The following is a 22,600-nucleotide window of genomic DNA, read 5'->3' as shown; positions in this document are numbered from 1 at the left end:
TTGCGGTTACCGCGTTGCCAGCAATCTTGCCAACAGCGCAGTGACGACGACAGCCAGTATCACGGCTGTGGTAATAGAGGCGAGCGCACCCCACTGCAGAATTGAATAGTTAAGCGTCAGGTAGAAACCCACCACGCCAACAGCGCCAATGGCGTTGCCGCGTATGATGGCCGCCAGCTCAAAGCGCCCGCCCTGAACATGGGCGAACACGGCAAGCGGCCAGGCGATCACCGGAATCGGCGCCAGCAATCCACTGACCACCGGCCCCAGCCATGTTGCACTGGCTGTAATCGCCAACAGCAGCAGCGTGGCGGTCAGCATGCGCATCGGAATGATCCAGCGTGGCACCGGAACATAAGGCGCTTCGCTCGGCGCTGCCTGTTTCGCGGTGAGGCTTATGATCGAGACGACCAACAGCAGCGTGGCAGCGATCGACATTGCCAATTCATCCAGACGGCTCAATGTGAAGGCAACTGCCGCGTAAAACGCCAGGGCCGCCGGGCAGCCAATAACGGCTGAAACTTTGCGGGTTATCAGAAAGTAAAACAGGTAAGTCGCCTGAATCGCCGCCAGTCCGGCCAATGCACCGGGTACGGCCATCGACGCAAATTCTGCGCCTTGCTCAAGGCTCAGAAACAGCATGACCAGCGCTGAAGTGATGGGCAATCCGGAGAGCAGCCCGCCTATGTGAGTGCCCCAGCGTTTGGCCGCCAGCGAGATGGCTAGCATGAGGGCAGGAGTAATGAGGAGCTTGAGATAAAAAGCGGTCATGTGGGAGGTTCACGTTTCAAGACATAAGGAGCTTAATGCTTTTTGCCTGACAGGCTGTCGATTGAGCAGCATTCGAATTTGAAAAAGTGAGGCTCATGATAAGGGTGCTACCGAAAAACGAACTCTTGGAGCTTTCGGTGAAAGCCCAGGCAGATGGTTTAACGCTGCATGATCTCGCCGCTTTTTGCGAGACATACGATGTTGCGCCGCAACAGGTGTTGAATGAGTTGTCCGTCCTGGTTGCGCAAGATTATCTGGATGGATCGTTGACCTATGAATTTTGCGATGACGTCATGAACGGGATCATAAATGCCGTGGTTGAGGTGGGCATGACTCATGATATGCCTCAGCCTGCGTTTGCCCTTTACCAAGCGTTCGATCAGGGTGAATGGCGCCGCGGTGACGACCCGCCGCAGACTGAACCTGGCGAAAAATACACGAAGCCATTGGTTCGGGACATTATGCGGGGCCTCAACGATTAGCCATCAACGCTCGATACAAGTACCTGCGCTGGAGACCGTGTACCAGGGCACTGCCGAGTCGGCATGAACATGTTTCTGCTTTTCAGGCACGAAGGGCGTATCCAGCGTGCCCAGCGCGATCGAAATCCAGTCGGCAAACTCACCTTGAGTGCGTGACCAGAACAGGGTCGAGCCGCAGTGCATGCAGAACTCGCGCGACACGGTCTCTGATGACGCATAGCTTTTGATGCTGCTGGCGCCACCCAGTATTCGCAGCGCACTGCGTGGAACGCTGCCATACGAAGCGAATGCGGCCCCATGGCCTTTGCGGCACTGGCTGCAATGGCAATGGCTCACCGCTTTGGGGGGAGTTAGCAACTCATAAGTGACGGCTGCGCATAAGCAGCTTCCCTGGTACACCGCTGACATAGGTTCTTCCATGCTGGAGAAAAAACGTCAGCGTACCAGAGGGAGCAATTGATCAGCAGGGCTGCGCCGCCAAACCATTACTGACATTACGCCCCAGCACCAGCACCGTGACAAAACCACAGCCCACCAATGCCGTGGCCAGACTCAACAGTGCCGAGCTGCCCAACTGGTCGACGATCTGCCCACCGAAGAACGAGCCCAACGCAATGATCACCTGAAACAAGGCGACGAACAGGGGCATGCCGCGTTCGACATCCTTGGGCGCCACGACAAACATCCAGATACTGGCGCAGGCCGGGAAGGCGCCGAAGGCGAAGCCCCACAGTGCGATCAGCATCGCAGCGCCTGTCATGCCGGTGGCGAACCAGGGAAACAGTGCGGTGCTGGTGCCGATCATCAGGGCGACCAGCAACAAGGTGTGGCGCACGCTACGGTTGGCGGCGAAGCCGGCGAAAATATTACCCATGACGCCGGCGATGCCATAGAGCAGCAACAGCGAGCCAATCGTGGGTCCATCGAAGCCGGCACTTTGTTTGAAGAAGGGCGCGACATAGGTGTAGGCGGCAAAGTGCGCCAGGCCAATCAGCAAGACCGCAATCAATCCAACCCGGGCTTGTGGGTTGATAAACAACGCCGGCAGGTCACTGATGCGAATGGCCTTGTCCGGCTTGAGTTGCGGTAACAGAAAGACCTGCGCCAACAGCACCGGAATGCCCACCAGCGCGGTGACCAGAAAGGTCATGCGCCAGCCCATCAGGCCACTCAGCCAGGTGCCTACGGGCACGCCCAGCACGGTGGCCAGCGTCACGCCTACCATGATGATCGAGGTCGCCTGGGCGACACCGACGCCCTTGGGCGCCAGGCGGCCGCTGAGGGCAATGGCCGTCGCCCAGAAACCGCCGATGCTGATGCCCAGCAAAACGCGGCCGAACAGCAGCAGGTTGAAGTCACTGGCGTAGGCCACGACGGCGTTGGCGATGATCATGATCAGTGTCAGGCCGATCAGCAGATACCGGCGGTCCATGGCGCCAATGCCCACAGACAGCAAGGGCGCGGCGAGGGCGGCCATGATGCCGGGTAAAGTGACCATCAGGCCGGCGTGGCCGGCGCTGATACCGAGGTCGCTGGCGACATCGTTGAGCACGCCTACCGGAAGAAACTCACTGGTCACCAGGGCGAAGGCACCCACGGCGACCGAAAGAATCGCCAGCCACTGCTGTGCGACGCTCTGTTTATTAGGTTCGGGGGGACGGTGAGAGGCCTGGCTGGCGCTTGGCATGGTGCTGGATTCCTGGGGGGAATGTCGCCTGAAACAGACGGAGGAGCGGGGGGGATTGGGCGGCAATTATAGGAGTCGGTTTCGGCAACCCGACAGGCGAGCCGTTCGATAGTAATCATCAGTGTGATCGATGAAACGTCCTGGTTTAATCGCGAAATACACTCACTGGCTCGCGCAACCGCCCCGCATCCTTGCCCGGTGGCAGCCCGAACATGCGCACATAATCGCGGCTGAACTGCGAGGGGCTTTCATACCCTACGCGATACCCCGCAGCGGCCGCATCCAGCGCTTGGGCGACCATTAATCGGCGGGCCTCCTGCAACCGCAGCTGGCTGCGAAATTCCAGCGGGCTCATGGCGGTAACCGCTTTGAAATGCGCATGAAAGGTTGAGCGGCTCATGCCGGCGATATCGGCAATATCATCGATGCGGCAGGTTTCCCGATAGTGGCTGCGCAACCACGCAATCGCCTTGGCGATCTGGCTCAGGCGGCTGTCGGCCCTGGCCATTTGCCGGACCATGCCGTTGCCGCTGCGGGTCAGGAGGCGATAAAGAATTTCACCCGTCACCAGCGGCGCAAGGGCATCGATATCGTCTGGGGTATCGAGCAGGCTGGCGAGCCGTGCGGCGGCGTCGAGCAGTTCAGCGGTGGTCGGGTTGAGCTCGATACCGGCGGCGGGCAGGGCATTCTTTTCGTCTGCGGCGGGGTAGCGCAAGGCAAGGTCGCTGAGAGCGGCCATGTCCAGGTCGAGGATCAGGCACAGGTAGGGCGCGGCTTCGCTGGCCTCGATGACCGAGCCCATCACCGGCATGTCGACCGAGGCGACCAGGTAGTTGGCGGCGTCGTAAATATAGGTGGTGGTGCCGGCCATGACCTGTTTGCGGCCTTGGGCGATCAGGCACAGGGTGGGCTCATACACGACGGGCATGGGCGCTGTCGGGCTGGCCGAGCGTGCCAGGCTGACGCCGGGGATCGGGGTTGGGTGGATACCGTCGCCGGGGGTGTGGCGGCTGATGAGGTCGACCAGCGTTTTCAGAGAGACCATGGGTGTCTGCTTCCGGATGATCGTGCAAGAACACAGGACGATCTTGCTACAGGTGGCTGCTCGCCTGGCGGCAGACTGAACGCCATAGAAGTCGTCTTTCACTTTTGCAAGGAGTTCAGTATGGCCACTCTCCCGTTACTCGACCACTACCGCTTGCTCGGACGATCAGGCATGCGCGTTTCACCGCTGGCGCTGGGCACCATGACCTTTGGCTCTGACTGGGGCTGGGGGGCGGATGAGGCGGGGGCGCAGCAGATCTTCGATCTGTACGTCGACCACGGCGGCAATTTCATCGATACCGCAGTCAATTACACCAATGGCGCCGCAGAGCGCATTCTCGGCCAGTTGCTCAAGGGCAAGCGGGATCGCCTTGTCGTCTCGACCAAGTACACGATGGCGCGTGATCCGGGCGACCCCAACTCAGGCGGCAATCACCGCATGAACCTGATGCGCTCGGTGGAGACCAGCCTGCGCCAGCTCGACACGGATCGCATCGAATTGCTGTACCTGCATGCCTGGGATTTCACCACGTCGGACGACGAGGTGATGCGTGCGCTGGACGATCTGGTGCGCAGCGGCAAGGTGCTTTACCTCGGCATTTGCAACACCCCGGCGTGGAAGGTGGCGCAATTGCAAACGCTCGCCGATTTGCGTGGCTGGTCGCCGCTGGTGGCCCTGCAGATCGAGTACAGCCTGGTCGAGCGCAGCGTCGAGCATGAGTTGATCCCGATGGCGCAGGCGCTGGGCCTTGGGGTGTTGCCATGGTCGCCGCTGGGTGGCGGGATTTTGAGCGGCAAGTACAGCCGCGACGACCTGAGCCAGGCCAGCGAAGCGAATGTGTCGCCCACGCGCAAGGGCGTGATCAGTTCGTCCGGGCATATGAACGAGCGCGCCTTGCAGATTGCCAGTGTGGTCGGCGAAGTCGCGCAAGAGATCGGCGTGACGCCTTCGCAAGTAGCCCTGGCCTGGACGCTGTGGAATCCGGCTGTGGTTGCGCCGGTGATGGGCGCCAGAACCCTGGCCCAGGTGCAGGACAATCTGGGCGCGCTGAGCCTGCAATTGAGCGAGGAACATATCGCCCGCCTTGATCGGGCCAGTGCGCCAGAGCCGATCTTTCCGGCGCGCTTTGTCGAGCGTCCTCTGGTGCAGCAACTGATCTTCGGCGGTACTCGTCTGCAACACCGGGCGTAAGCATGCGGCCGTTCGTTTGATACCCCAAAAGGAGTCTTTGGCATGTACGTTTCAATCGTGCAAAACATCCGCTCGGTCGTCGCGGCAGTCATCGGCATCGTGCTGTTGTCGGGCGTGGTTCAAGCCGCTTCAGCGTCCGATACGGCATCGCGTAACAAGCAGACGGTCAGTGAGGCATTTGATCGCTGGGCCGCAGGTGGGAATACATTTTTCAATGATGTGCTGGCGCCGGATGTGATCTGGACGATCAAGGGCTCAGGCCCCAGTGCCGGTGTGTTCAAAGGCCGTGAGCTGTTTGTCGAACAGGCCGTGCGCCCGTTTGTGTCGCGATTGTCCAGCCCGGTGCGGCCGGTCAGCAAGCAACTGTGGGCCGATGGCGACCATGTGCTGATCCAGTGGGACGGCGCCGGCGTTGCACGTGACGGGCAGGCCTATGACAACAGCTACGCGTGGATCTTGCACATGCGTGAAGGCAAGGCCGTGGAGGTCACGGCCTTTCTGGATCTGGTGCCTTATGACGATGTGTTGCGGCGCATTCCGGCACCGCTGGCCGAGTGATCCGAGCCTGAAAAATCAGTCTTGCGCTTGCTGCACCATGACTGAAGAGCGCACGGGCAGGGTGGCGTATTCGGGGTTCTTTTTCAGGAAGTTACGTACGCCCTGTTCCTGCCGGTCTTCGACACACAGGCCGACCGTAGGCGAAGGCACGCTGCAGGTAAACAGCGCCAGAAAGCCACAGCTTTTTACGCCGTACAACGCTTCGGGCTGCGCTCGCGCCGAGCAGCCGTAGGTCATTTCCCCGAGGTAGTTAATGGCGCCCGGTTTCACGCTGAAGCGCAGTGGTCTGGAGTAGGGGCCCATCACGCCACGGCGTGAACCCATGCTGTGCACTTCGTAGGATCCCGGCGGCAACCAGGCCGAATAATAATCCTGCACGCCCCAGCCAAAGCGTTTGCCGGTGTCGAGATTGAGAAACTCGATCCAGGAGCCGTACGGTCCACTGTCGGCCATTGCACCGACGACAAGACCTGCGTTTTGCGCCGAATAAACAGTGGAGTCGAGCTTGATTTCATCGGGCATCGTGGCGCAGCCCCCCAACATCCCTATAAGGCTTATCGCCAGAATTTTGCGCATCCCTTACCTCGTCGATTGGAACCAGATCGCACTCGGCAGGTCCAGTTAGCCTGGACATTTTCCGACAAGGACGACACATGGTCACCTTCGACTCTCGTTTTTTGCATTTATTCGCCACGCTGCTGGGCGGCGCGGTTTTGCTCGGCGGTTGTAGTTTCAACGGCACCTACCCCGATGCCACCGAGGCTGATGCTGCCAAGCTGCGTTTTATCAGCAGCATGGACAATGTCACGCTGGATGTTTTCGATGTTGCACATTGCGGCGGGCAGACCACCGGGTTAATGAACAATCTGTTTTCCGCCGACACCGCGCGCCGCGCCGACATGCGCATTGCGCCGTCCAGCACAGACGAGCCGTACCTGGAGATTCGCCTGAAGCCGGGCAACGAAGTGTTGCTGCGCCCCAATACGCTCAGCACCGGCAGCGTGTGCACCAACGCGTTCAACTTCGTCCCGCAGGCGAATTCCGAATACGAGCTGACCTTCAGCTTCAAGGGCCGCCAGTGCGTGTCGTCGTTGATGCGCCTGCATGAGTTGAACGGCCAGGTGACGCGCTCGCCGGTGCCACTGTTGAACAACGGTTTGCCGGCCTGCGCAGGCAGCAATCCGGTGTTTCCCGCTGCCCCCAAGACGCTGCCTGATACCCCGGAGCGCACGGCGATGATCGAGCGGATCATCGACGACAGCATCACGACGCAGATGAAAACCGAGCTGGCGGCTGGCAGCGAAGCCGAGCGCTTGCAGGCCATCGACAAGAGCCTCAAAGAGCGTCAGCAGAAAATCAGTTTCAACCTGCCGACGGTTTACTGGACCGAGTACCGGCAGAATCTGGAGACGTTCACGCAGGACATGGTGGCGAGCAAGGCGCGGACCTTGCAGCTGTACAAGGACGACTACCGCACCCGGCTGCGTCAGCTCGACAGCGCTGAACTCAAGCGGCTGCTGCCCGACAGCGACAGCGCCGATGAAAGCCGGATTCTTGAGGTCAACAGCTCAAGGACGCAGTACTACCGCATGCTGACCGAGGATGTGCTCAAGCAAAGCTACAGCCAGCATCTGACGCGTATGGCCGATCTCGATCGGCGCTATGGTGTGTGCGAGCGTCTGGTCGATTGCTGGAAGAACTGACCCGGCGCCGGTCTGGCGTTATCCTTCGTCCGAATGAAACGCCAGCACTGAACCGAGACTATTCGCCCCATGGATGAACTGCGCAAAATCGACCTCAACCTGCTACTGGCTCTGCACGCTTTGCTGATCGAACGGCATGTGACCCGTGCCGCCTTGCGCCTGCATCGCAGCCAGCCGGCGGTGAGCCATGCGCTGGCGCAGTTGCGCGCACACTTCAATGATCCATTATTGATTCGCCGTGACGGTCACATGGTGTTGAGTGTTCGGGCACAAGGGCTGGTCAAGCCGCTGGTTGAGGCGTTGGGCAGCCTCAATGGCTTGCTGGCCGCAGCGGATTTCGATCCGGCGCAGGCTCAACGGCGGTTTCGATTGTCGTTGTCCGATTATGCGTCGCGGCTTGTCTTGCCGCCGTTGATCCGCCATCTGCGCCGGGTAGCGCCGGGCATTCATCTGTCGATCAGTCAGGCCAGCCGTGACGTGATGCTGGCGCAGTTGCTGGACGGTGAGCTGGATCTGGCGCTGGGAATCTTTGCGCCCTCGTCCGGTGAAGTGCTGGTGCAGGACCTGTTTGAGGAGCACTTCGTCAGCATCGCCGATAAAAGCGTGTTGCCGGCGCGCGGCGGGCTGGCCCTGGACGACTGGCTGGCGCGCCCGCATGTGATGCTGACCATGCGCCCCGATGCGCAGGACGAGGTCGAGCGGGCGCTGATCGCCAAGGGTTTGCAACGCGATGTGGTGTTGGTCATGCCGCACTGGAGCGCTGCTGTCGAGATACTGCCCGGCACCGATTTGATCCTGACCATGGCCAGGCGCGCCATCGGCTCGCTCAAATCGCACAAGGTCCTGCGCGAATTCGAGCCGCCACTGGCGCTGGCACCGTTTGCCTACCAGCAGGCCTGGCATGTCCGTAAAGACAGTGATCCCGGCCATCGCTGGCTGCGTGAAGCGATCTTTGCATGTAGCCAGCCGATTACCTGACGTCGGCTGCGGGGCTTTCAGGTTTGGTTGTGCCGGGCGTGTATTGCACCAGCAGCACGCCACCGAGGATCAGCACGATGCCCGCCACTCGGGGCAGGCTGATGGGTCTTTCCGCCAGCCCCATCAAACCGAAATGGTCGAGCACGATCGACACCAGAATCTGGCCTGCCACCACCAGCACCAGAAAGCCTGCCGCGCCCAGTTGCGGGATCAGCGCCGCTGCCGAGCCGACATAGAACGCGCCCAGAATGCCGCCCGTCCAGAACCACCAGGAGCCTTGCAGGGCCTTGTTGATGTCCGGTGCGGAAATACGCAGCACCAGCAGAGCGATGATCACCACCACCGTGCTCAGCGACAACGAGGTCAGCGCGGCCCATAACGGATGCCCCAGCGCACGCCCGACGGCGGAATTGCTGGCCGCCTGAACCGGAATGACCGCCCCGGCCATGAACGCCATGGCCGTTGGCAGCACTGCAAGAAGTACGGTTTTGCTGAACATGTTCTATCCCTGTAGGCAGGTGGTGGCTTATCCGGCGTGCAGGGTGATGGATTGATGAGGATTATGGAAATCGAAAAAGTGCACTTGCGCTATTCGTGGTGTGGATGGTAGTTGGGCTGCTTCCAGGAGCCTGCAGGCCCCTGGAAATACTGTGCTCTTAGAAATCCCAACGCGTGGTCAGCATGAAGTTGCGTGGCTCTCCATACGCCGCCGAGTTATAGAAACCGATGTTGGTGTAATACGACTTGTCGAAGACATTGTTGGCATTCAACGTGGCCGACAGGTGTTCGCTGAACTGATAACGGGCCATGGCATCCACCAGCCAGTAGGCCTTTTGCGAGAACTCTTCATAGCCGCCTTTTGGCGAATTGTAGATGTCCTGCCAGCCCACGCTCTGCCAGCGGGCGCCGCCGCCAATCGTGAGTTTGTCCAGGCTGCCGCGCAGTTTGTACGAGGTGTAGAGGGTGACCTGGTCTTCAGGCTCGAAGGTCGAGATCTTCACGTCGTTATCGTCGCGTACGATCTTGTGCGTGTAGCCGGCCTGCACTTGCCAGCCTGGGGACACTTCGCCGGACACTTCGACTTCATAGCCTTTGGTCACAGCCTTAGTGCCCTTGAAGGCGTAGTTGGACGGTGTCGGCTGGCGGTTGTTGTAGTCGTCGTCGGAGACCGAGCGGTTGTCTTCGCGAATTTCGAATACGGCCGCGCTGGCGTTCAGGCGCTTGTCGAAGAACTCGGCCTTGATACCCAGTTCGTAGTTCTGGCCTTCGTCCGGCTCGAGAATCTTGTTGTCGCGGTCGCGGTTCCAGTTTTCCTGCGGCATGAAGATGTCGGTGTAGCTGGCGTACACCGAGTACGTGTCGTTCAGGTCATAAATCGCACCCACATACGGCACGAAGCGCCCGGTTTCCTTGTACGACGGCGTCAGCCCGGTGAGCTGGTAATTGACCACGCGTCCGCCAAGCAGCACTTTCAGGTCGTCGGCCAGGTTCAAGCGAGTGGTGATGTAAGCGCCGGTCTGGCGCACGGTGTCGTCGATGGTTTGTGCTTGTTCGCCCCAGTCCGGTTCGCGGAAGTTACCGTGCCAGTTATTGAAGTCGACGACGTTGGGACCGTATGGGGTGTAGTTCCAGAAGCCTTTGCCTTTCCAGGTCGAATTGGCGATGGAGCCGCCCACGACCAGTTCATGCTCGCGGCCCAACAGACTGAAGGGGCCGCTGACATACAGGTCGGCCGAGTCGCTGGTGGTTTCGCCGGTGTACTTGCCGGGCGTGATCGACGAAGTGCCGTCGGTGTTGGGCGTGTTGCCCTGAATCGAACCCATCAACGCGTGGTAACCGTTGATCTTGTGGTCCACTTGCAGCTTGGCCACCCAGCCATTGTCGAAGTTATGTTCCAGCATGGCGAACACGGTGCGGGTGTATTGCTCCCAGCTACTCCAGTCCGCGCCGTTGTTGAACGAGCGTGAAACGTTGTTGCGATTGCCATTGGCATCGATCAGCGGAAAGCTGCCCGACCAGGTCGAGGCTTTGGGCAGGCTGTCCTGATAGTCGCCACCAACGGTCAGCATGGTGTCCGGCGACAGGTCGAACTCCATGATGCCGTAGTACACCGGCGTCTTGCGCGAATAACGATCCATGAACGAATGCTTGTCCTGGTACGCCGCCACGGCGCGGCCGCGCACAGTGCCGGTGTCGGTCAGCGGGCCGCTGACGTCTAGTTCGCTGCGGTAGTTGTCCCAGGAGCCGGCGCCCAGGCTGGCATGGCCCTGAAACTCGGCGGTGGGTTTTTTACGCACCAGGTTGATGGTGGCGCCCAGAGAGCCTGCGCCGGTCAGCAGGCCGGTCGCGCCCTTGAGCACTTCGACACGGTCATAAATGGCCATGTCGCTCAGCGTGTTGCCCGCCGAATAAGCCACGTTGCGTGCGGTGGAGGGAATGCCGTCGTACTGGAAGTTGTTGATCGAGAAACCGCGCGCGTAATAGTTGCTGCGCTCGGTATCGAACGCCGACACAGTGATGCCCGGCGTGTGGCGCATGACGTCGTCAACATTGTTCAGGCCAAAATCGTTCATGTGCTGGCGGGTAACGACGGTGATCGACTGCGGCGTTTCACGCGGCGACAGCACCAGGCGCGTCGCCGTGGCAATCGTGCCGGGGGTGTAGGAGCCTGAGCCTTCGGTGATGGTCCCCAGTTCGTTGGAGACGATTTGCGTCTGTCCCAGCTCCAGCACCGAAGCCTCCTGGCTGCCAGCGCGCAGGGAGTAACGCCCGTCGCTCTCGCGAATAGCTTGCAGGCCCGAGCCCGACAGCAGCCGCTCCAGGCCTTCGTTCGCCGCAAAGCGGCCATCCAGTCCGGTGGTGCGCTGACCACGGGTGAGCGCCGGGTCGAACGACAACACCACGCCTGTTTCAGCGGCAAAGCGGGTCAGGGCCGCACCCAGATCGCCAGCACCGATGTGGTATTCGCGCACGGCGGTCTCGGCGGCGTTTACCTGCAGGGCGGCACCTGTTGTCAGCAAGGTCGAGCAGAGCAGGGCGCGGCGAAGACTGAGCGTCAGGCGGCTGGGCTGTGGAGGGCGTTTCATGTCGGGTTGATCTCGTTGTCGTGATGGGCAGGGTGGAGCAGTTGTCCCTTGGCACCCATGAGTCGAACGAGAATGAGAAAACCTATCACCTGCGCGAAAATATTTTTCAGCGCGCCACAACGGTGACCCAGTAGCGGGTTTTCTGTTCGACCCGCACCGGCAAACTGGTGGTCAGCGCCTGCAAGGCCTGATCCGTGTCGTTCAAGGCAAACGCTCCACTGATGCGCAGCCCGGCCACGGCTGGATCACAGCGCAGCCAGCCGGCGCGGTAGCGGCCCAGTTCGGCAATGAAGGCGTCCAGCCGCTGATCGTTGGCCACCAGCACACCTTTGACCCAGGCGTCCTGGCCGGCGCTCACAGGCGTCGTTGCGGCTGTCTGACGGCTGTCGAAGCTGCACTGATTACCCGCTGCCAGCAAGGACGGTTGCCCCGCGAACGGCGTGATACGCACCTGATGTTCGAAGACCGCGACATGGTCACGCGTACCGTCGCGGCGGACCGAAAAGCGCGTGCCCAGTGCCTGCACCGTGCCTTGCGGGGTTTGCACGAAAAATGGTCGGCCAGCGCTGTTGGTCGCTGTAGTAATCAATACTTCGCCCTCGCGGACGATCAGCCGCCGTTCGCTGACGCTGTAGGCCAGGTCTACGGCACTGGCGGTATTGAGCTGCAACTGTGAGCCATCCGGCAGCACGATCGTGCGCTGCTCACCCGTCGCCGTGCGGTAGTCGGCCAGCCAGCCCGAGGTCTGCACCTGGCGGTAGCCGCCATAGCTGACCAGGCCTGTGCCGGCCGCCAGCATCAGGCCTTTGAGCAGGGTGCGCCGATTTTTGTCCGGCTGATCGGCCAGGCTCAAGGCCCGCCCGGTCAGCCCTGCCGGCATGCCATGCAGGCGTTGCTGCAATCCCTGAACCTGTTCCCACGCCCAGCGATTCTCCCCGGACGCCTCCAGCCAGTGCTGCCATGCCTTTTGGTCGGCACTGCTGGCCGCCTCGCTTTGCAGCCGGGTAAACCAGTGCGCGGCCTGTTTGATGGCCACCATTTGCCGGCTGTCGAGCGTCGTCATGTTGAAGAGGTGACCACGCCCAGGCTGAACAGCACGCAATGCTGCGTGGCTTTGGCGATGTAGCGGTTGATCGTCACCACCGACACTTCCAGTTCGGCGGCAATCGCGGTGTAGGTCATGCCGTCCAGCTGCGACAACAGAAACGCCCGTCGCACATTGGCACCCAGCCCCGCGAGCATGGCGTCCAGTTCGCACAGGCTTTCGAGCAGAATCGCCCGGGTTTCTTCGCTGATGGTCGCCGCCTCAGGCTGCTCGGCCAAGGCCTGCAACCAGGCGCGTTCCAGCCGGGCACGGCGAAAATGATCGATCATCAAGCGCCGTGCGATAGTCGCCAGATAGCCCTTGGGCTCACGCACCGCCTCCAGTTGTGCTTCACCGTCCTTGGCGGTCAGCACCCGGATAAACACGTCCTGCACCAGGTCGGCCGCCAGATCCCGGCATTCGACACGCGGCCGCAACCAGCTGAATAGCCAGCGGTGATGGTCGCGGTAAAACGTGCCGACCTGCTGTTTGAAGGGGGAAGGGCTGGGCATGATGTCGGGAGGTGATGTAATTAGGATTCATTATCATTATGTGAGGCGGCGGGATTTTTCTGCAAGGTGGCAGGGGGAAGTATTTTGGTTTGCTTGCTGAAACAGCGGAGTAGCCTTCACGGACAGGTACAAGAAGATCTGATGCAGGCCGGAAAATTAGTCAGCCAGATAGAACGCTACCGTGTCTTCAAGCATGTCCACCAATTCAGGGTCCATGTAACGAAAATCATCGGGAATCTCCAGGCAATGAATCGGCTTGTGTTCAAGCAGGCGGGCGTAGTCGGCCTGCAGGCGATTCAGGTGCTTGCGCTCCATGACAAAAATGACATCAGCCCAGCGAATATCCACAACTCCGACAGGTTTGCGTGCGTTCGGGCTGGTGCCTGCCGAGCGGGCATTGAAGCCCGGACGGCGACGCCAGATGGTTTCTGCAGTGGGGCTGCGCCATTGGTTACGGCTGCAGATAAACAGGAGGTTAGTCATGTGTTATATAACCGTTGGTGCAGGGTGAAGAGGGCATGAAATACGCTCATGCCATGTCCATCGGCATCTGTTGATGCGTCTCTCGTGGCACGCACAAAAGGTACAGTTCCTGCTCTATCCAGAGAAGTGATTTTATGGAACGCGACTATGGACATCGTCTTTGTGATCGTTGTGGTGAGCGGATAACAGCGTATTGCCCTTTGATTGAAACGTTTGCGGCACCCAAGATTTTCCTGGATGTAGACCCTCAGGCAGTGATCAATGAGATCGCACGACGGGAGAAGGTTGATCCTGGCATCGTCAGTGAGTATTTCCATCATCGAATGACGCTCAGTTGCACGCAAAAGGTTGCGTACTGCTCATTCTGCGGTGGGCCGTTGAGGACCTGGCGGGCACGCCAGTGCATGCACTGTTTAGCGAGTTGGCATTAATGTGCTTAAGCTACAGATCCAGGTCGCTTTCAGACGTAAGGCAAAGCCTGACCCGGACAGGATACACTCCGCCGCAACTCCATCAACTTCGAGGCAATCTGCATGAGCGACGATGAATTAGGGCTATTGAGAGCTGAAATTGATCATCTGGATGAAGAGATCATCAGGAATCTTTCGCTGAGATTCATCGCGACGAGCAAAGTGGGCCATCTCAAGGCCGCGCACAGTCTGGAAGCAGTCGACCCGTCTCGCGAGGCTGCGCAAGCGCAACGGTATAGCGTGCTGGCTGAACGCTACGGAGTGAGTGCCGAACTCATTCAAAAAGTCTTCAGAACCGTCATCGATGAAGTCGTGATCAATCATCAGACCATCCGCGATAACACATCGAAACAGGCTTGAAACGCGCCTGCTTTTGCCTCCTGTGATGGCCTTACGACTTGCATGTGACAGCGCATACGTGCAAGGGTAAAAAGGAACATCAGTCACCGTACAGGAAAAAAAGCACCTTATGCCCGGAATCACACGTATCCATCGCTTTTTTCGCTCATTGTCTGCCAACCTCAAGGCAGCCAGTGAGCGTGAAGTCAACGTCAAACAAGGCGCCTTGAGTGCCTCGAAGCTTGTAACCCTGCTTTGCACCCCCCGCTCTGTCCCGCCTTACCTCGTCGTTGTGCCCAAGCGCGCGCCCATAGGTCGTATGCCCCCTACCTGACAGCCATCTGCAGTTTTTTCGCAGTATTCGCGTGTCCGCGTTTTGACAGCGGGCTGTTTCACGAGGCAACAAACAGGGGCATCACGTTATGATTTTTTTTCAAGGTAAACGAATTTTCAGCGCCATTTTCGACATGGACGGCACCATGTTCGATACCGAGCGCTTGCGCTTCAAGACATTGAAACAAGCCTCGATGGAGATTTTCGGCAAGGCGCTAAGCGAGCAAACATTGATCGGCTCGCTGGGCCTGAGCGCGAAGAAGGCCGAAGCCCTCGCCAAGGCTCATAACGGTGAAGACTTTCCGTATGCGCAGATTCGCAAGCGCGCCGATGAGCTTGAGCTGGAGTATGTGCGTCAGTACGGCGTGCCAATCAAGGCCGGCCTGCTCGAAGTGCTGGAGCGGTTACGCAAGTCGGGCCTGACGATGGCCGTCGCGACGTCCAGCCGCCGTGCCATTGCCGAGGAGTATTTGATCAACGCCAATGTGCTCAAATATTTCGACATCACCGTCTGTGGCGATGAAGTCAGCCAGGGCAAACCCCATCCGGAAATATTCCTGAAGGCCGCCAGCGCGCTCAATTGCGAGCCCGACCAATGCTTCATGGTCGAAGACTCCGAGAACGGCATGCTCTCGGCCATGCGCGCTGAAGGACAAGCCATTCTGATCGAAGACATCAAGTCGCCGGCACCCGAGGTCAAGGCCGGTGCGCTCAAAGCCTACAGCAGCATGAACGAATTTCTGGCCGACCTGAGTGAGTGCGTTCCCGATCTGGGCATGCCCGAGCTGACGGAGCCGTTTCCTTCGTCGCTGAACCAGTTTCGCGTCGGTATCCATGGCTTCGGTGCCATCGGCGGTGGTTACCTGACGCAAGTGTTCTCGCATTGGGATGGCTACACCCGGCCGTTTGAAATCATCGCCGCGACCCGGTCGCGCATGCTGCGCGAAACCGTCTCTGCGTTCGGCCGTTACAGCGTGCGCTACGGCGCGACCTCGTTCGACCAGACCATTGAAAATGTGCGCATGATCGACATGGACGATGACGACGCGGTGATCGACATGTACAACAGCGCCGAAATCATCGGGCTCAGCCTGCCCGAGCAGGCCATCCGCAACCAGGCCAAAGTGATTGCCAAGGGCTTGCTGCGCCGCTTCGAGCGCCGTGGTCGCGAGCTGACCATTCTGATCGTGCTGAACAAGATTGGCGGTGCCGCGTTCGTGCGCCTGCATGTGCAAGCCGAGCTGGAGTTGCTGTGCGCGCCGCCGATCAGCGAGCAGATCCTGCAAAAGACTCATTTTGCCGAAACGGTGGTCAGCCGCATCGTGTCCAAGATCAGCAATGACGCACTGGTTCGACAATTGCGTATCAAGTCGCAGATGTTCCAGAACAGCCTGGAGGAGGGAGAACCTGTCGTCGCTAGAAAGCCATCGGCGCCGGTTCCTGAATACGAACGGCTGATCGGCCGGTTCAGACCTTTCGCGCAATCGAGCAGTGCATTGAGCCAGATGCATTTGATCCTGTTCAACAGTGAGCCCGACATGCAACTGTATGTAGAGCGCGGCAGCGATCTGCTGGAGCGTCTGCGCCAGGTTAAAACGGTCACTGACATCGGTCAGATCCAGGTCATCAAGAACCGCCTGTGGAATGGCCCGCATGCCATCATCGCCTGGTACGCCAGCCTGCTGGGTTATACCTGGGTCGGTCAGGGCATGGGCGACGAGCGTGTCAGTGCGCTGGCCGAACGCTTGATTCGCGAAGAAGTCGCGCCCGCCCTGATGGCTGAAAACGCAGAGATGGCAGAGGCCGTCAGCGGTTTTGCCAAGACATTTCTGGAACGCTGCAAAACCTCGTTCAAGGACCCATGTGCCCGTGTCGGACGCGATCCATTGCGCAAACTGCAACGCAATGAGCGCATCCTGAGCAGCATCGACCTGGCGCGCAAGCATGGTATTGAAACGCCAGCGTTGGCCTTCGGCGCCGCCTTGGCGATTCACTACGCGCTGCGTTGCAACGACAGTAAGGACTTGGAAGCGCAGGTGATGAAGCGGCTGTACAAGGACAACGACGATAATGTCGAGGCCGTGCTGACCCATAACGGCGACTACAACGGCAAGCCTTATCCAGGCATGGATCCGGTCGATGACTCGGAATTGATCGATGCCATTTCAGGCAGCTTTCGGCAGTTGCAGCAAACCGGGTTCGAGTCGCTTGGCCATTCCATTGCCGCTGGCGCGTAGATCGGCCCGCATCCTTTAGACGATTACCCACCGCCATGGCGCCGCGCTGTCGCGCAGCAAACATGGGACCTGTAGGAGGCAGCTTTGCTGGCGATCGGCTGCGCCAGCAGTCGTAAGTATTCAGCGTTTCGCAGATTTCTGTGAGCGCTTCGCGCTCAATCGCCAGCAGAGCTGCCTCCTACATCAGTGTTTTTAAATTCAAATCCGGTGCTGCCCGTGCTGATCTACTCCGCCGCACTGAGCGCGACCGGCCACGTGGTCGAGGTCAAGGTCGGGAGTGTACTGTTGCTGCCTGCGGGGACAGGGCATTGCAACCTTGGCGCAAGCGACGATTTCAGGGTGGTCGGCGCCTACCCACCGGGGCAGGGCGGGGTGGTAGAGCATTGGCGGGCAGGCTTCAAGCCGTCCTGATGCGTGGGCGAACGACCATTGAGCGCTTTACCTGTCAATGCCATATGCCTGTGACTGGTCTTGTTCAGGCGCCTTAATCTCGACCACGTTGTCGACTGGCACCGGGCGGATAACCAGTGACGCGTTTGAAGGCGCGGCTGAAAGCGGCTTGAGAGTTGTAGCCAAGACGCTGGGCCACGGTTTCGATAGGCAGCCTCTCCAGCGTCAGCCATTGACTGGCCAGGCGCATTCGCAGTTCAGTGGCATAGCGTAACGGTGGAGTGCCAAGGGTCGCCTGGAAGCGCTCGGCAAAGACCGAGCGTGAGGCATTACACAACTGCGCCAGCTCGGCCACTGTCCAGTCGCGCCCTGGCTGTTGGTGCAAGGCCAGCAAAGCGCTGGACAGGCGAGGGTCGCGTAATGCGGCAACCAGGCCGCCAGCATTGCCGCAGGCACATTCGACCCAGCCGCGGACAATCATCGCCGCCACGACGTCTGCAAGGCGGGCCAAAATGCCGGCGAAGCCAATTCGTGCGCAACTGACCTCGCGCTCCATGGCCGCCAGTATCGGCATCAGCCCTGGGTAGCGCTGGCCTTGCGCATCGATCAGCAGCAGCTCCGGCATCAGCCGGCCAAGCCCTTGCAGGCGCCCGAGCTCAAACGCCATGCAGCCACTGAAAAGCAGGGCACCCTGGGTGCTGTCTGCCTCAAGGCGTGTGTCCATGGCACACACCGAATCCCCCAGCGGCGTGGCAGCGAAGAGGTCGATATCCTGCGCCGGCTTCTCCACGCCCGACAGCAGTTGATGAGCGCCGCCGTGAGCGATGAACACCGCGTTGCCTGCTGTCAGTTCGTAGCGGGTGTCGTCGGCAAGACGTAGCGTGGCGCCGCCGGCGGCGATGAAGTGAAACCAGGCGTGCCCGGGCCGTGCTGCGAAACCCAGGCCAAACGCTGGCCCGACCTGGATGCGGCGGTATTCGACACCGTGCAGACGCATGCCTCGTAGCAGTTCGGTGACGAGGTCAGAAGCAGCGTCGGTTGAGTCTGAAAGCATGTTTTCCGGGGTTTTGGTCAATCATTCAGGGTTTTGCATCATAGATCATCCGGTTTTTCATCCATAGACTTCTTTTCCCGATAACGACCAAGGGATGTCTGACGATGAGTGATTGTGCAAGTGACGAGACAGTGGATGCAGCCCCTGCAACACCGGCCTGGATGGCGGTGTTCTCGCTGGCGATGGGCGTGTTCGGGCTGTTGACCGCCGAGTATCTTCCGGCCAGCCTGTTGACGCCGATGGCGGTTGAGTTGGGGGTATCGCAAGGCTTGGCCGGGCAAGCGGTGACGGTCACGGCGGTGGTTGCCTTGTTCGCCGGGTTATTGGTGCCTGGCCTGACGCGGGCCATCGACCGCCGTGTGGTGCTGTTGTGCTTCAGCGTACTGATGATCGGCTCGAATCTGCTGGTGGCGTTTTCCTCGAGCCTCACTGTGCTGCTGTTGATGCGTGTGCTGCTGGGCATCGCCCTGGGCGGCTTCTGGAGCATGGCCGCTGCGGTGGCGATGCGTCTGGTGCCGGCGGCGTTGCTGCCGCGTGCGTTGTCGATCATTTTCAGTGGCATTGCTCTGGGCACAGTCGTGGCAGTTCCACTGGGCAGCTACCTGGGCGGTTTGTACGGCTGGCGCAGTGCGTTTCTGGCGGCAGCGGCTGTCGGCGGTGTGACGCTGGCTTTTCAGTTTTTCACCCTGCCATCGCTGGCGCCACGAAGAACGGCGCGCTTGAGAACGGTGCTTGAGGTCCTGTTGCGTCCGGGAATCGCAGTGGGCATGTCGGGATGTGTGCTGGTACACACCGGTCATTTTGCGCTGTTCACCTATATCCGGCCGTTCCTGGAAAGCACCCTCGGTGTCGGCTCCGAGGGAGTGTCGCTGATGCTGCTGGGCTTTGGTGTGGCGAACTTCGTCGGCACATTACTGGCCGGCTGGCTGCTTGAGCGCAGCCCTCGCGCAACGCTGGTGTTGATGCCTGTTCTGGTGGGGGTTGCCGCACTGGGACTTGCATTGTTACCTGCGACTGTCCCCGGCCACGCGGGGCTGTTGATGCTGTGGGGCATCGCCTTTGGCGGTGTGCCCGTGGCATGGTCGAACTGGGTTGCGCGCTCGGTACCTGATCAGGCTGAAAGCGCAGGCGGCATGGTGGTAGCGTCGGTACAGTCGGCCATTGCTGCAGGCGCTGCGGCGGGCGGCGTCATGTTCGGCTTCACTGGGGTTACCGGTGTGTTTGTCGCCGCTGCCAGTATGATGCTGTTGGCGGCGCTGCTGATCGCGGTAAAGGTCAAGGTTCAGACACCTGGGCAAGGTACTGAGGCGGTACCGGCACTTCATCTTTGAAAAACCGGAGCAGGGTGCGCGCATACGCCCACTTGCCGTTGAACCTCTGGCGCTTCAACCTGTTCTGAGTCTGCATGGCGCAGAGTGGCGGTTCAGACCGGTGCTCTGCCACGCGATGCATTTTCAACCTCAGGAGAATCCCATGATCCAGACCGCTTTGGTCGTCGGTGCCAGCGGCATCGTTGGCAGCGCAATCGTTGAGCTTTTGCTCGAAAACCAGTGGCAGGTCGCCGCGCTTTCTCGCAGCCCGTCTTCAGTGGCCGGTGTGATCCCGGTGGCCGCCGATCTGCAGGATCCCGCCTCGCTGGCCAGTGCACTGGGCGATCTGAAACCGACCCATGTGTTCATTACCACCTGGTCGCGGCAGGCCACGGAAGCTGAAAATATTCGTGTCAACGCCGCCATGGTGCGCAACGTGCTCGATGCAGTGCGACCCGCCAACAGCGTGCAACATGTGGCGCTGGTCACCGGACTCAAGCACTACCTGGGGCCGTTCGAGGCCTATGGCAAAGGCAGCTTGCCGCAAACGCCATTTCGCGAATCCCAAGGCCGTCTGGACGTCGAAAACTTCTACTACGCCCAGGAAGACGAAGTCTTTGCGGCGGCCGAGAAAGACGGCTTCACCTGGAGCGTGCACCGTCCGCACACCGTGACGGGGGTCGCCGTGGGCAATGCCATGAACATGGCGACGACCCTGGCCGTGTATGCCTCGATCTGCAAGGCGACAGGCCGGCCGTTTGTGTTCCCGGGCTCGCGTGTGCAGTGGGACAGCCTGACCGACATGACCGATGCCCGTCAGTTGGCCAAACAACAGCTGTGGGCCGCGACTACGCCAGCAGCGGCCAATCAGGCGTTCAACATCACCAACGGCGATGTGTTCCGCTGGAACTGGATGTGGGGGCAAATCGCCGATTACTTTGGCGTGCAAGCGGCCGACTTCCCGGCGCAACCGTCGCCGCTGGAAACCCAGATGGCCGACGACCAGCGTGCCTGGACCGAGATCGTGCGTGAGCATGGCTTGCAAGAGGCCGACATCACTCGACTGGTGTCGCCATGGCACACCGACGCCGATCTCGGTCGCCCGATTGAAGTGGTCACCGACATGTCGAAGAGTCGCGCCATGGGCTTCACCGCGTTTCAGGCCAGCGATCAGGCCTTTTTCGAGGTGTTTGAGCGGTTGCGCAAGGCACGCTTGATTCCCTGATCGGCTGACGAATGACCAGCGGTCTGCCAGTGCGTTTGGCAGGCCAATATAGGGTCAAAGGGTGGCGTACATAAGCCTATGCTGGAGGAAGCCGTTCCTGAACGCACCGGAGCACTGCACATGAGCTATGACGCCGCCATCATCAAACGCTTCAGCGACGAGACCGACAGTATCCAGGGCGAGTACTGGATCGAATCGCTCAAAAACGGCACGCCCTTGTTGATCCGCGCGCTGGTAGAGGCTGACCGCGCGCGCGACCGGCTTTTCTTTGAGCGCATCGAGCAAAACACGCCACACTTTCGTTTTCTGGCGACCTTCAGCGACTTGAAGCAAACCCACGATAAATTGATGGATGTGTGCCTGCCCAATCGCGTGGCCTTTATCGCTCTGGTCTATGAAGACGGCCACCTGACACAAATCGGCAAGGCCCGCTACGGTGCCTATCCAGGCGATGTGCATTGTGAGTTTGCCGTGGCGGTGGCCGATGACTGGCAGCGCCAGGGCGTTGCCACGGCCTTGATGCAGCACCTGATGGACACGGCGATCCGTCAGGGTTTTCGCAAGATTTCTTCGATGGACTCGGCGGGTAATCTGGCCATGGACGGCCTGGCGAAAAGTCTGGGGTTTACCTGCCGCGCCGATGAGCAGCACGGGCCGCAGCTCTTTCATGAGTATGTGCTGCAATGAATCAGGACAGCAGACGGTCCGTTTCCTTTTTCACCACCGCATAACATTCACACGACAACTGTTCGAGTCGCGGGCGATTGAGCACGGTGATGTGCCCGCGGCTGTATTCGATCACGCCCTGGCGCTGTAATTTACCGGCGGCCTCGGTGACGCCCTCACGGCGGACACCGAGCATGTTGGCGATCGACTCCTGGGTCATGGTCAGTTGATTGCCCGACAGGCGATCCAGAGACAGCAACAGCCAGCGGCACAGTTGCTGATCGATCGAGTGATGACGGTTACACACGGCGATTTGCGCCATTTGCGTGATCAGCGCCTGGGTGTAGCGCAGCATCAGCACCAGCAGTTCACCGTGGCGATTGAATTCATCCTTCAAGCGCTGACCCTGCAAGCGATAAGCGTGCCCGGCACTTTGCACCACGGCGCGGCTGGGGGTGCTTTCGCCGCCCATGAACAGCGAAATACCCACCATCCCCTCGTTGCCGACCACGCTGATCTCGGCCGAGGCACCGCTTTCCATGACATTGAGCAGCGAGATGATCGAGTCGGTCGGGAAATACACATGACGCATGGTTTCGCCGGACTCATAAAGCACTTGTCCAAGGGGCAGGGTGATGTGTTCCAGATGTGAGAAAAGCCTTTGCCGGACATCGCCGGGCAGGGCGGCCAGCAAGTCATTCTGCTGTGGTGTGCAGTCTTCAAGCATGGAGTCCCTTCGGTGGTTGAGCGATAGACCTTCTCACTATATGCACGGGAAAACAGTCTTCGCCTTGTTCGCACGCGTCGCCCGTCGGTTTGTCGGTCACGTGGTGCGGTGCCGCTCGAAGAAACTCAGGATCTGCTTTTGCGCTTCTTCGTGGGTCATGTCGTAGCGCTTCTGGATCAGCGCGGTCAGCTTGTCCAGGTCGCCCTTGGACCTGACCAGTTCATCGAGGGTGAGATCGTCCCAGACAATGCGGGCCAGACCCGCCAGGC

At 60.1% G+C, this 22,600-nt stretch carries 22 protein-coding genes and 1 pseudogene; 11 read left to right on the top strand and 12 right to left on the bottom strand.

The window, feature by feature from the left end:
• Positions 1–6 precede the first annotated feature (6 nt).
• Positions 7–771 carry a hypothetical protein gene (locus tag ACYP2A_RS26790; protein WP_459748952.1) on the bottom strand — a complete coding sequence of 255 codons (765 nt, stop codon included), beginning with the start codon at positions 769–771 and terminating at the stop codon, positions 7–9.
• Between the two features lie 137 nt (positions 772–908).
• Here ACYP2A_RS26790 and ACYP2A_RS26785 point away from each other — a divergent pair, with 137 nt between their 5' ends.
• On the top strand, positions 909–1,253 hold the full coding sequence (locus ACYP2A_RS26785; RefSeq protein WP_459748951.1) for a hypothetical protein: 345 nt from the start codon (positions 909–911) through the stop codon (positions 1,251–1,253).
• Between the two features lie 3 nt (positions 1,254–1,256).
• Here ACYP2A_RS26785 and ACYP2A_RS26780 read toward each other — a convergent pair whose 3' ends face one another.
• The 3 genes from ACYP2A_RS26780 to ACYP2A_RS26770 all read right to left on the bottom strand — a co-directional run bounded on the left by ACYP2A_RS26780 (position 1,257) and on the right by ACYP2A_RS26770 (position 3,985).
• Positions 1,257–1,661, bottom strand: a complete 405-nt coding sequence (locus ACYP2A_RS26780) for a GFA family protein (protein WP_459748950.1) — start codon at positions 1,659–1,661, stop codon at positions 1,257–1,259.
• Positions 1,662–1,713: 52 nt separating this feature from the next.
• Positions 1,714–2,940, bottom strand: a complete 1,227-nt coding sequence (locus tag ACYP2A_RS26775) for an MFS transporter (protein ID WP_459748949.1) — start codon at positions 2,938–2,940, stop codon at positions 1,714–1,716.
• Between the two features lie 145 nt (positions 2,941–3,085).
• Positions 3,086–3,985 carry an AraC family transcriptional regulator gene (locus ACYP2A_RS26770; RefSeq protein WP_459748948.1) on the bottom strand — a complete coding sequence of 300 codons (900 nt, stop codon included), beginning with the start codon at positions 3,983–3,985 and terminating at the stop codon, positions 3,086–3,088.
• 120 nt (positions 3,986–4,105) lie between these two features.
• Between ACYP2A_RS26770 and ACYP2A_RS26765 the strand changes: the two genes are divergently transcribed.
• Positions 4,106–5,176: an aldo/keto reductase gene (locus ACYP2A_RS26765; RefSeq protein WP_459748947.1), complete on the top strand. Its 1,071-nt coding sequence runs from the start codon at positions 4,106–4,108 to the stop codon at positions 5,174–5,176.
• Positions 5,177–5,218: 42 nt separating this feature from the next.
• Positions 5,219–5,734, top strand: a complete 516-nt coding sequence (locus ACYP2A_RS26760) for a nuclear transport factor 2 family protein (RefSeq protein ID WP_459748946.1) — start codon at positions 5,219–5,221, stop codon at positions 5,732–5,734.
• 15 nt (positions 5,735–5,749) lie between these two features.
• Here ACYP2A_RS26760 and ACYP2A_RS26755 read toward each other — a convergent pair whose 3' ends face one another.
• Positions 5,750–6,256 (bottom strand): hypothetical protein, encoded by a 507-nt coding sequence (locus ACYP2A_RS26755; protein WP_459748945.1) that lies wholly within the window; start codon positions 6,254–6,256, stop codon positions 5,750–5,752.
• Between the two features lie 131 nt (positions 6,257–6,387).
• Here ACYP2A_RS26755 and ACYP2A_RS26750 point away from each other — a divergent pair, with 131 nt between their 5' ends.
• Complete coding sequence (locus ACYP2A_RS26750; RefSeq protein ID WP_459748944.1) at positions 6,388–7,437, top strand: hypothetical protein; 1,050 nt, start codon at positions 6,388–6,390, stop codon at positions 7,435–7,437.
• Between the two features lie 69 nt (positions 7,438–7,506).
• Positions 7,507–8,415 (top strand): LysR family transcriptional regulator, encoded by a 909-nt coding sequence (locus tag ACYP2A_RS26745; protein ID WP_459748943.1) that lies wholly within the window; start codon positions 7,507–7,509, stop codon positions 8,413–8,415.
• On the opposite strand, the gene ACYP2A_RS26740 is transcribed toward ACYP2A_RS26745, so the two are convergent.
• From ACYP2A_RS26740 to ACYP2A_RS26720, 5 genes are all read right to left on the bottom strand, one after another.
• Positions 8,408–8,914: a DMT family transporter gene (locus ACYP2A_RS26740; protein ID WP_459748942.1), complete on the bottom strand. Its 507-nt coding sequence runs from the start codon at positions 8,912–8,914 to the stop codon at positions 8,408–8,410. The two genes, ACYP2A_RS26745 and ACYP2A_RS26740, sit on opposite strands and share 8 nt — an antisense overlap.
• Before the next feature lie 157 nt (positions 8,915–9,071).
• Positions 9,072–11,501, bottom strand: a complete 2,430-nt coding sequence (locus tag ACYP2A_RS26735) for a TonB-dependent siderophore receptor (RefSeq protein ID WP_459748941.1) — start codon at positions 11,499–11,501, stop codon at positions 9,072–9,074.
• Between the two features lie 106 nt (positions 11,502–11,607).
• Positions 11,608–12,564: a FecR domain-containing protein gene (locus tag ACYP2A_RS26730; protein WP_459748940.1), complete on the bottom strand. Its 957-nt coding sequence runs from the start codon at positions 12,562–12,564 to the stop codon at positions 11,608–11,610.
• Positions 12,561–13,097: a sigma-70 family RNA polymerase sigma factor gene (locus ACYP2A_RS26725; protein ID WP_459748939.1), complete on the bottom strand. Its 537-nt coding sequence runs from the start codon at positions 13,095–13,097 to the stop codon at positions 12,561–12,563. Before ACYP2A_RS26725 ends, ACYP2A_RS26730 begins: the two co-directional genes overlap by 4 nt.
• Before the next feature lie 156 nt (positions 13,098–13,253).
• Complete coding sequence (locus tag ACYP2A_RS26720) at positions 13,254–13,580, bottom strand: low molecular weight protein tyrosine phosphatase family protein (protein WP_459748938.1); 327 nt, start codon at positions 13,578–13,580, stop codon at positions 13,254–13,256.
• Between the two features lie 533 nt (positions 13,581–14,113).
• Here ACYP2A_RS26720 and ACYP2A_RS26715 point away from each other — a divergent pair.
• From ACYP2A_RS26715 to ACYP2A_RS26705, 3 genes and pseudogenes are all read left to right on the top strand, one after another.
• On the top strand, positions 14,114–14,410 hold the full coding sequence (locus ACYP2A_RS26715; RefSeq protein WP_459748937.1) for a chorismate mutase: 297 nt from the start codon (positions 14,114–14,116) through the stop codon (positions 14,408–14,410).
• 401 nt (positions 14,411–14,811) lie between these two features.
• The gene (gene mtlD, locus ACYP2A_RS26710) at positions 14,812–16,959 is read left to right on the top strand and encodes a bifunctional mannitol-1-phosphate dehydrogenase/phosphatase (RefSeq protein ID WP_459748936.1); all 2,148 of its coding nucleotides are present in this window, start codon (positions 14,812–14,814) and stop codon (positions 16,957–16,959) included.
• A gap of 249 nt (positions 16,960–17,208) precedes the next feature.
• A pseudogene (locus ACYP2A_RS26705) lies at positions 17,209–17,325 on the top strand (cupin); the annotation flags it as partial.
• 118 nt (positions 17,326–17,443) lie between these two features.
• On the opposite strand, the gene ACYP2A_RS26700 reads toward ACYP2A_RS26705, so the two are convergent.
• The gene (locus tag ACYP2A_RS26700) at positions 17,444–18,403 is read right to left on the bottom strand and encodes an AraC family transcriptional regulator (RefSeq protein ID WP_459748935.1); all 960 of its coding nucleotides are present in this window, start codon (positions 18,401–18,403) and stop codon (positions 17,444–17,446) included.
• Positions 18,404–18,507: 104 nt separating this feature from the next.
• Between ACYP2A_RS26700 and ACYP2A_RS26695 the strand changes: the two genes are divergently transcribed.
• The 3 genes from ACYP2A_RS26695 to ACYP2A_RS26685 all read left to right on the top strand — a co-directional run bounded on the left by ACYP2A_RS26695 (position 18,508) and on the right by ACYP2A_RS26685 (position 21,625).
• On the top strand, positions 18,508–19,734 hold the full coding sequence (locus ACYP2A_RS26695; RefSeq protein ID WP_459748934.1) for an MFS transporter: 1,227 nt from the start codon (positions 18,508–18,510) through the stop codon (positions 19,732–19,734).
• Positions 19,735–19,876: 142 nt separating this feature from the next.
• The gene (locus tag ACYP2A_RS26690; RefSeq protein ID WP_459748933.1) at positions 19,877–20,938 is read left to right on the top strand and encodes an SDR family oxidoreductase; all 1,062 of its coding nucleotides are present in this window, start codon (positions 19,877–19,879) and stop codon (positions 20,936–20,938) included.
• A 120-nt stretch (positions 20,939–21,058) separates the two neighbouring features.
• Entirely contained in the window at positions 21,059–21,625 is a 567-nt protein-coding gene (locus ACYP2A_RS26685) for an N-acetyltransferase family protein (RefSeq protein WP_459748932.1), read from the top strand.
• 1 nt (position 21,626) lies between these two features.
• Here ACYP2A_RS26685 and ACYP2A_RS26680 read toward each other — a convergent pair whose 3' ends face one another.
• The gene (locus ACYP2A_RS26680; protein ID WP_459748931.1) at positions 21,627–22,331 is read right to left on the bottom strand and encodes a Crp/Fnr family transcriptional regulator; all 705 of its coding nucleotides are present in this window, start codon (positions 22,329–22,331) and stop codon (positions 21,627–21,629) included.
• Between the last annotated feature and the right edge of the window lie 269 nt (positions 22,332–22,600).

The organism is Pseudomonas sp. 3A(2025) (assembly GCF_054589175.1).
Note: the sequence above shows the minus strand (reverse complement) of the source record. Positions and strands in the feature narration are given on the sequence as shown.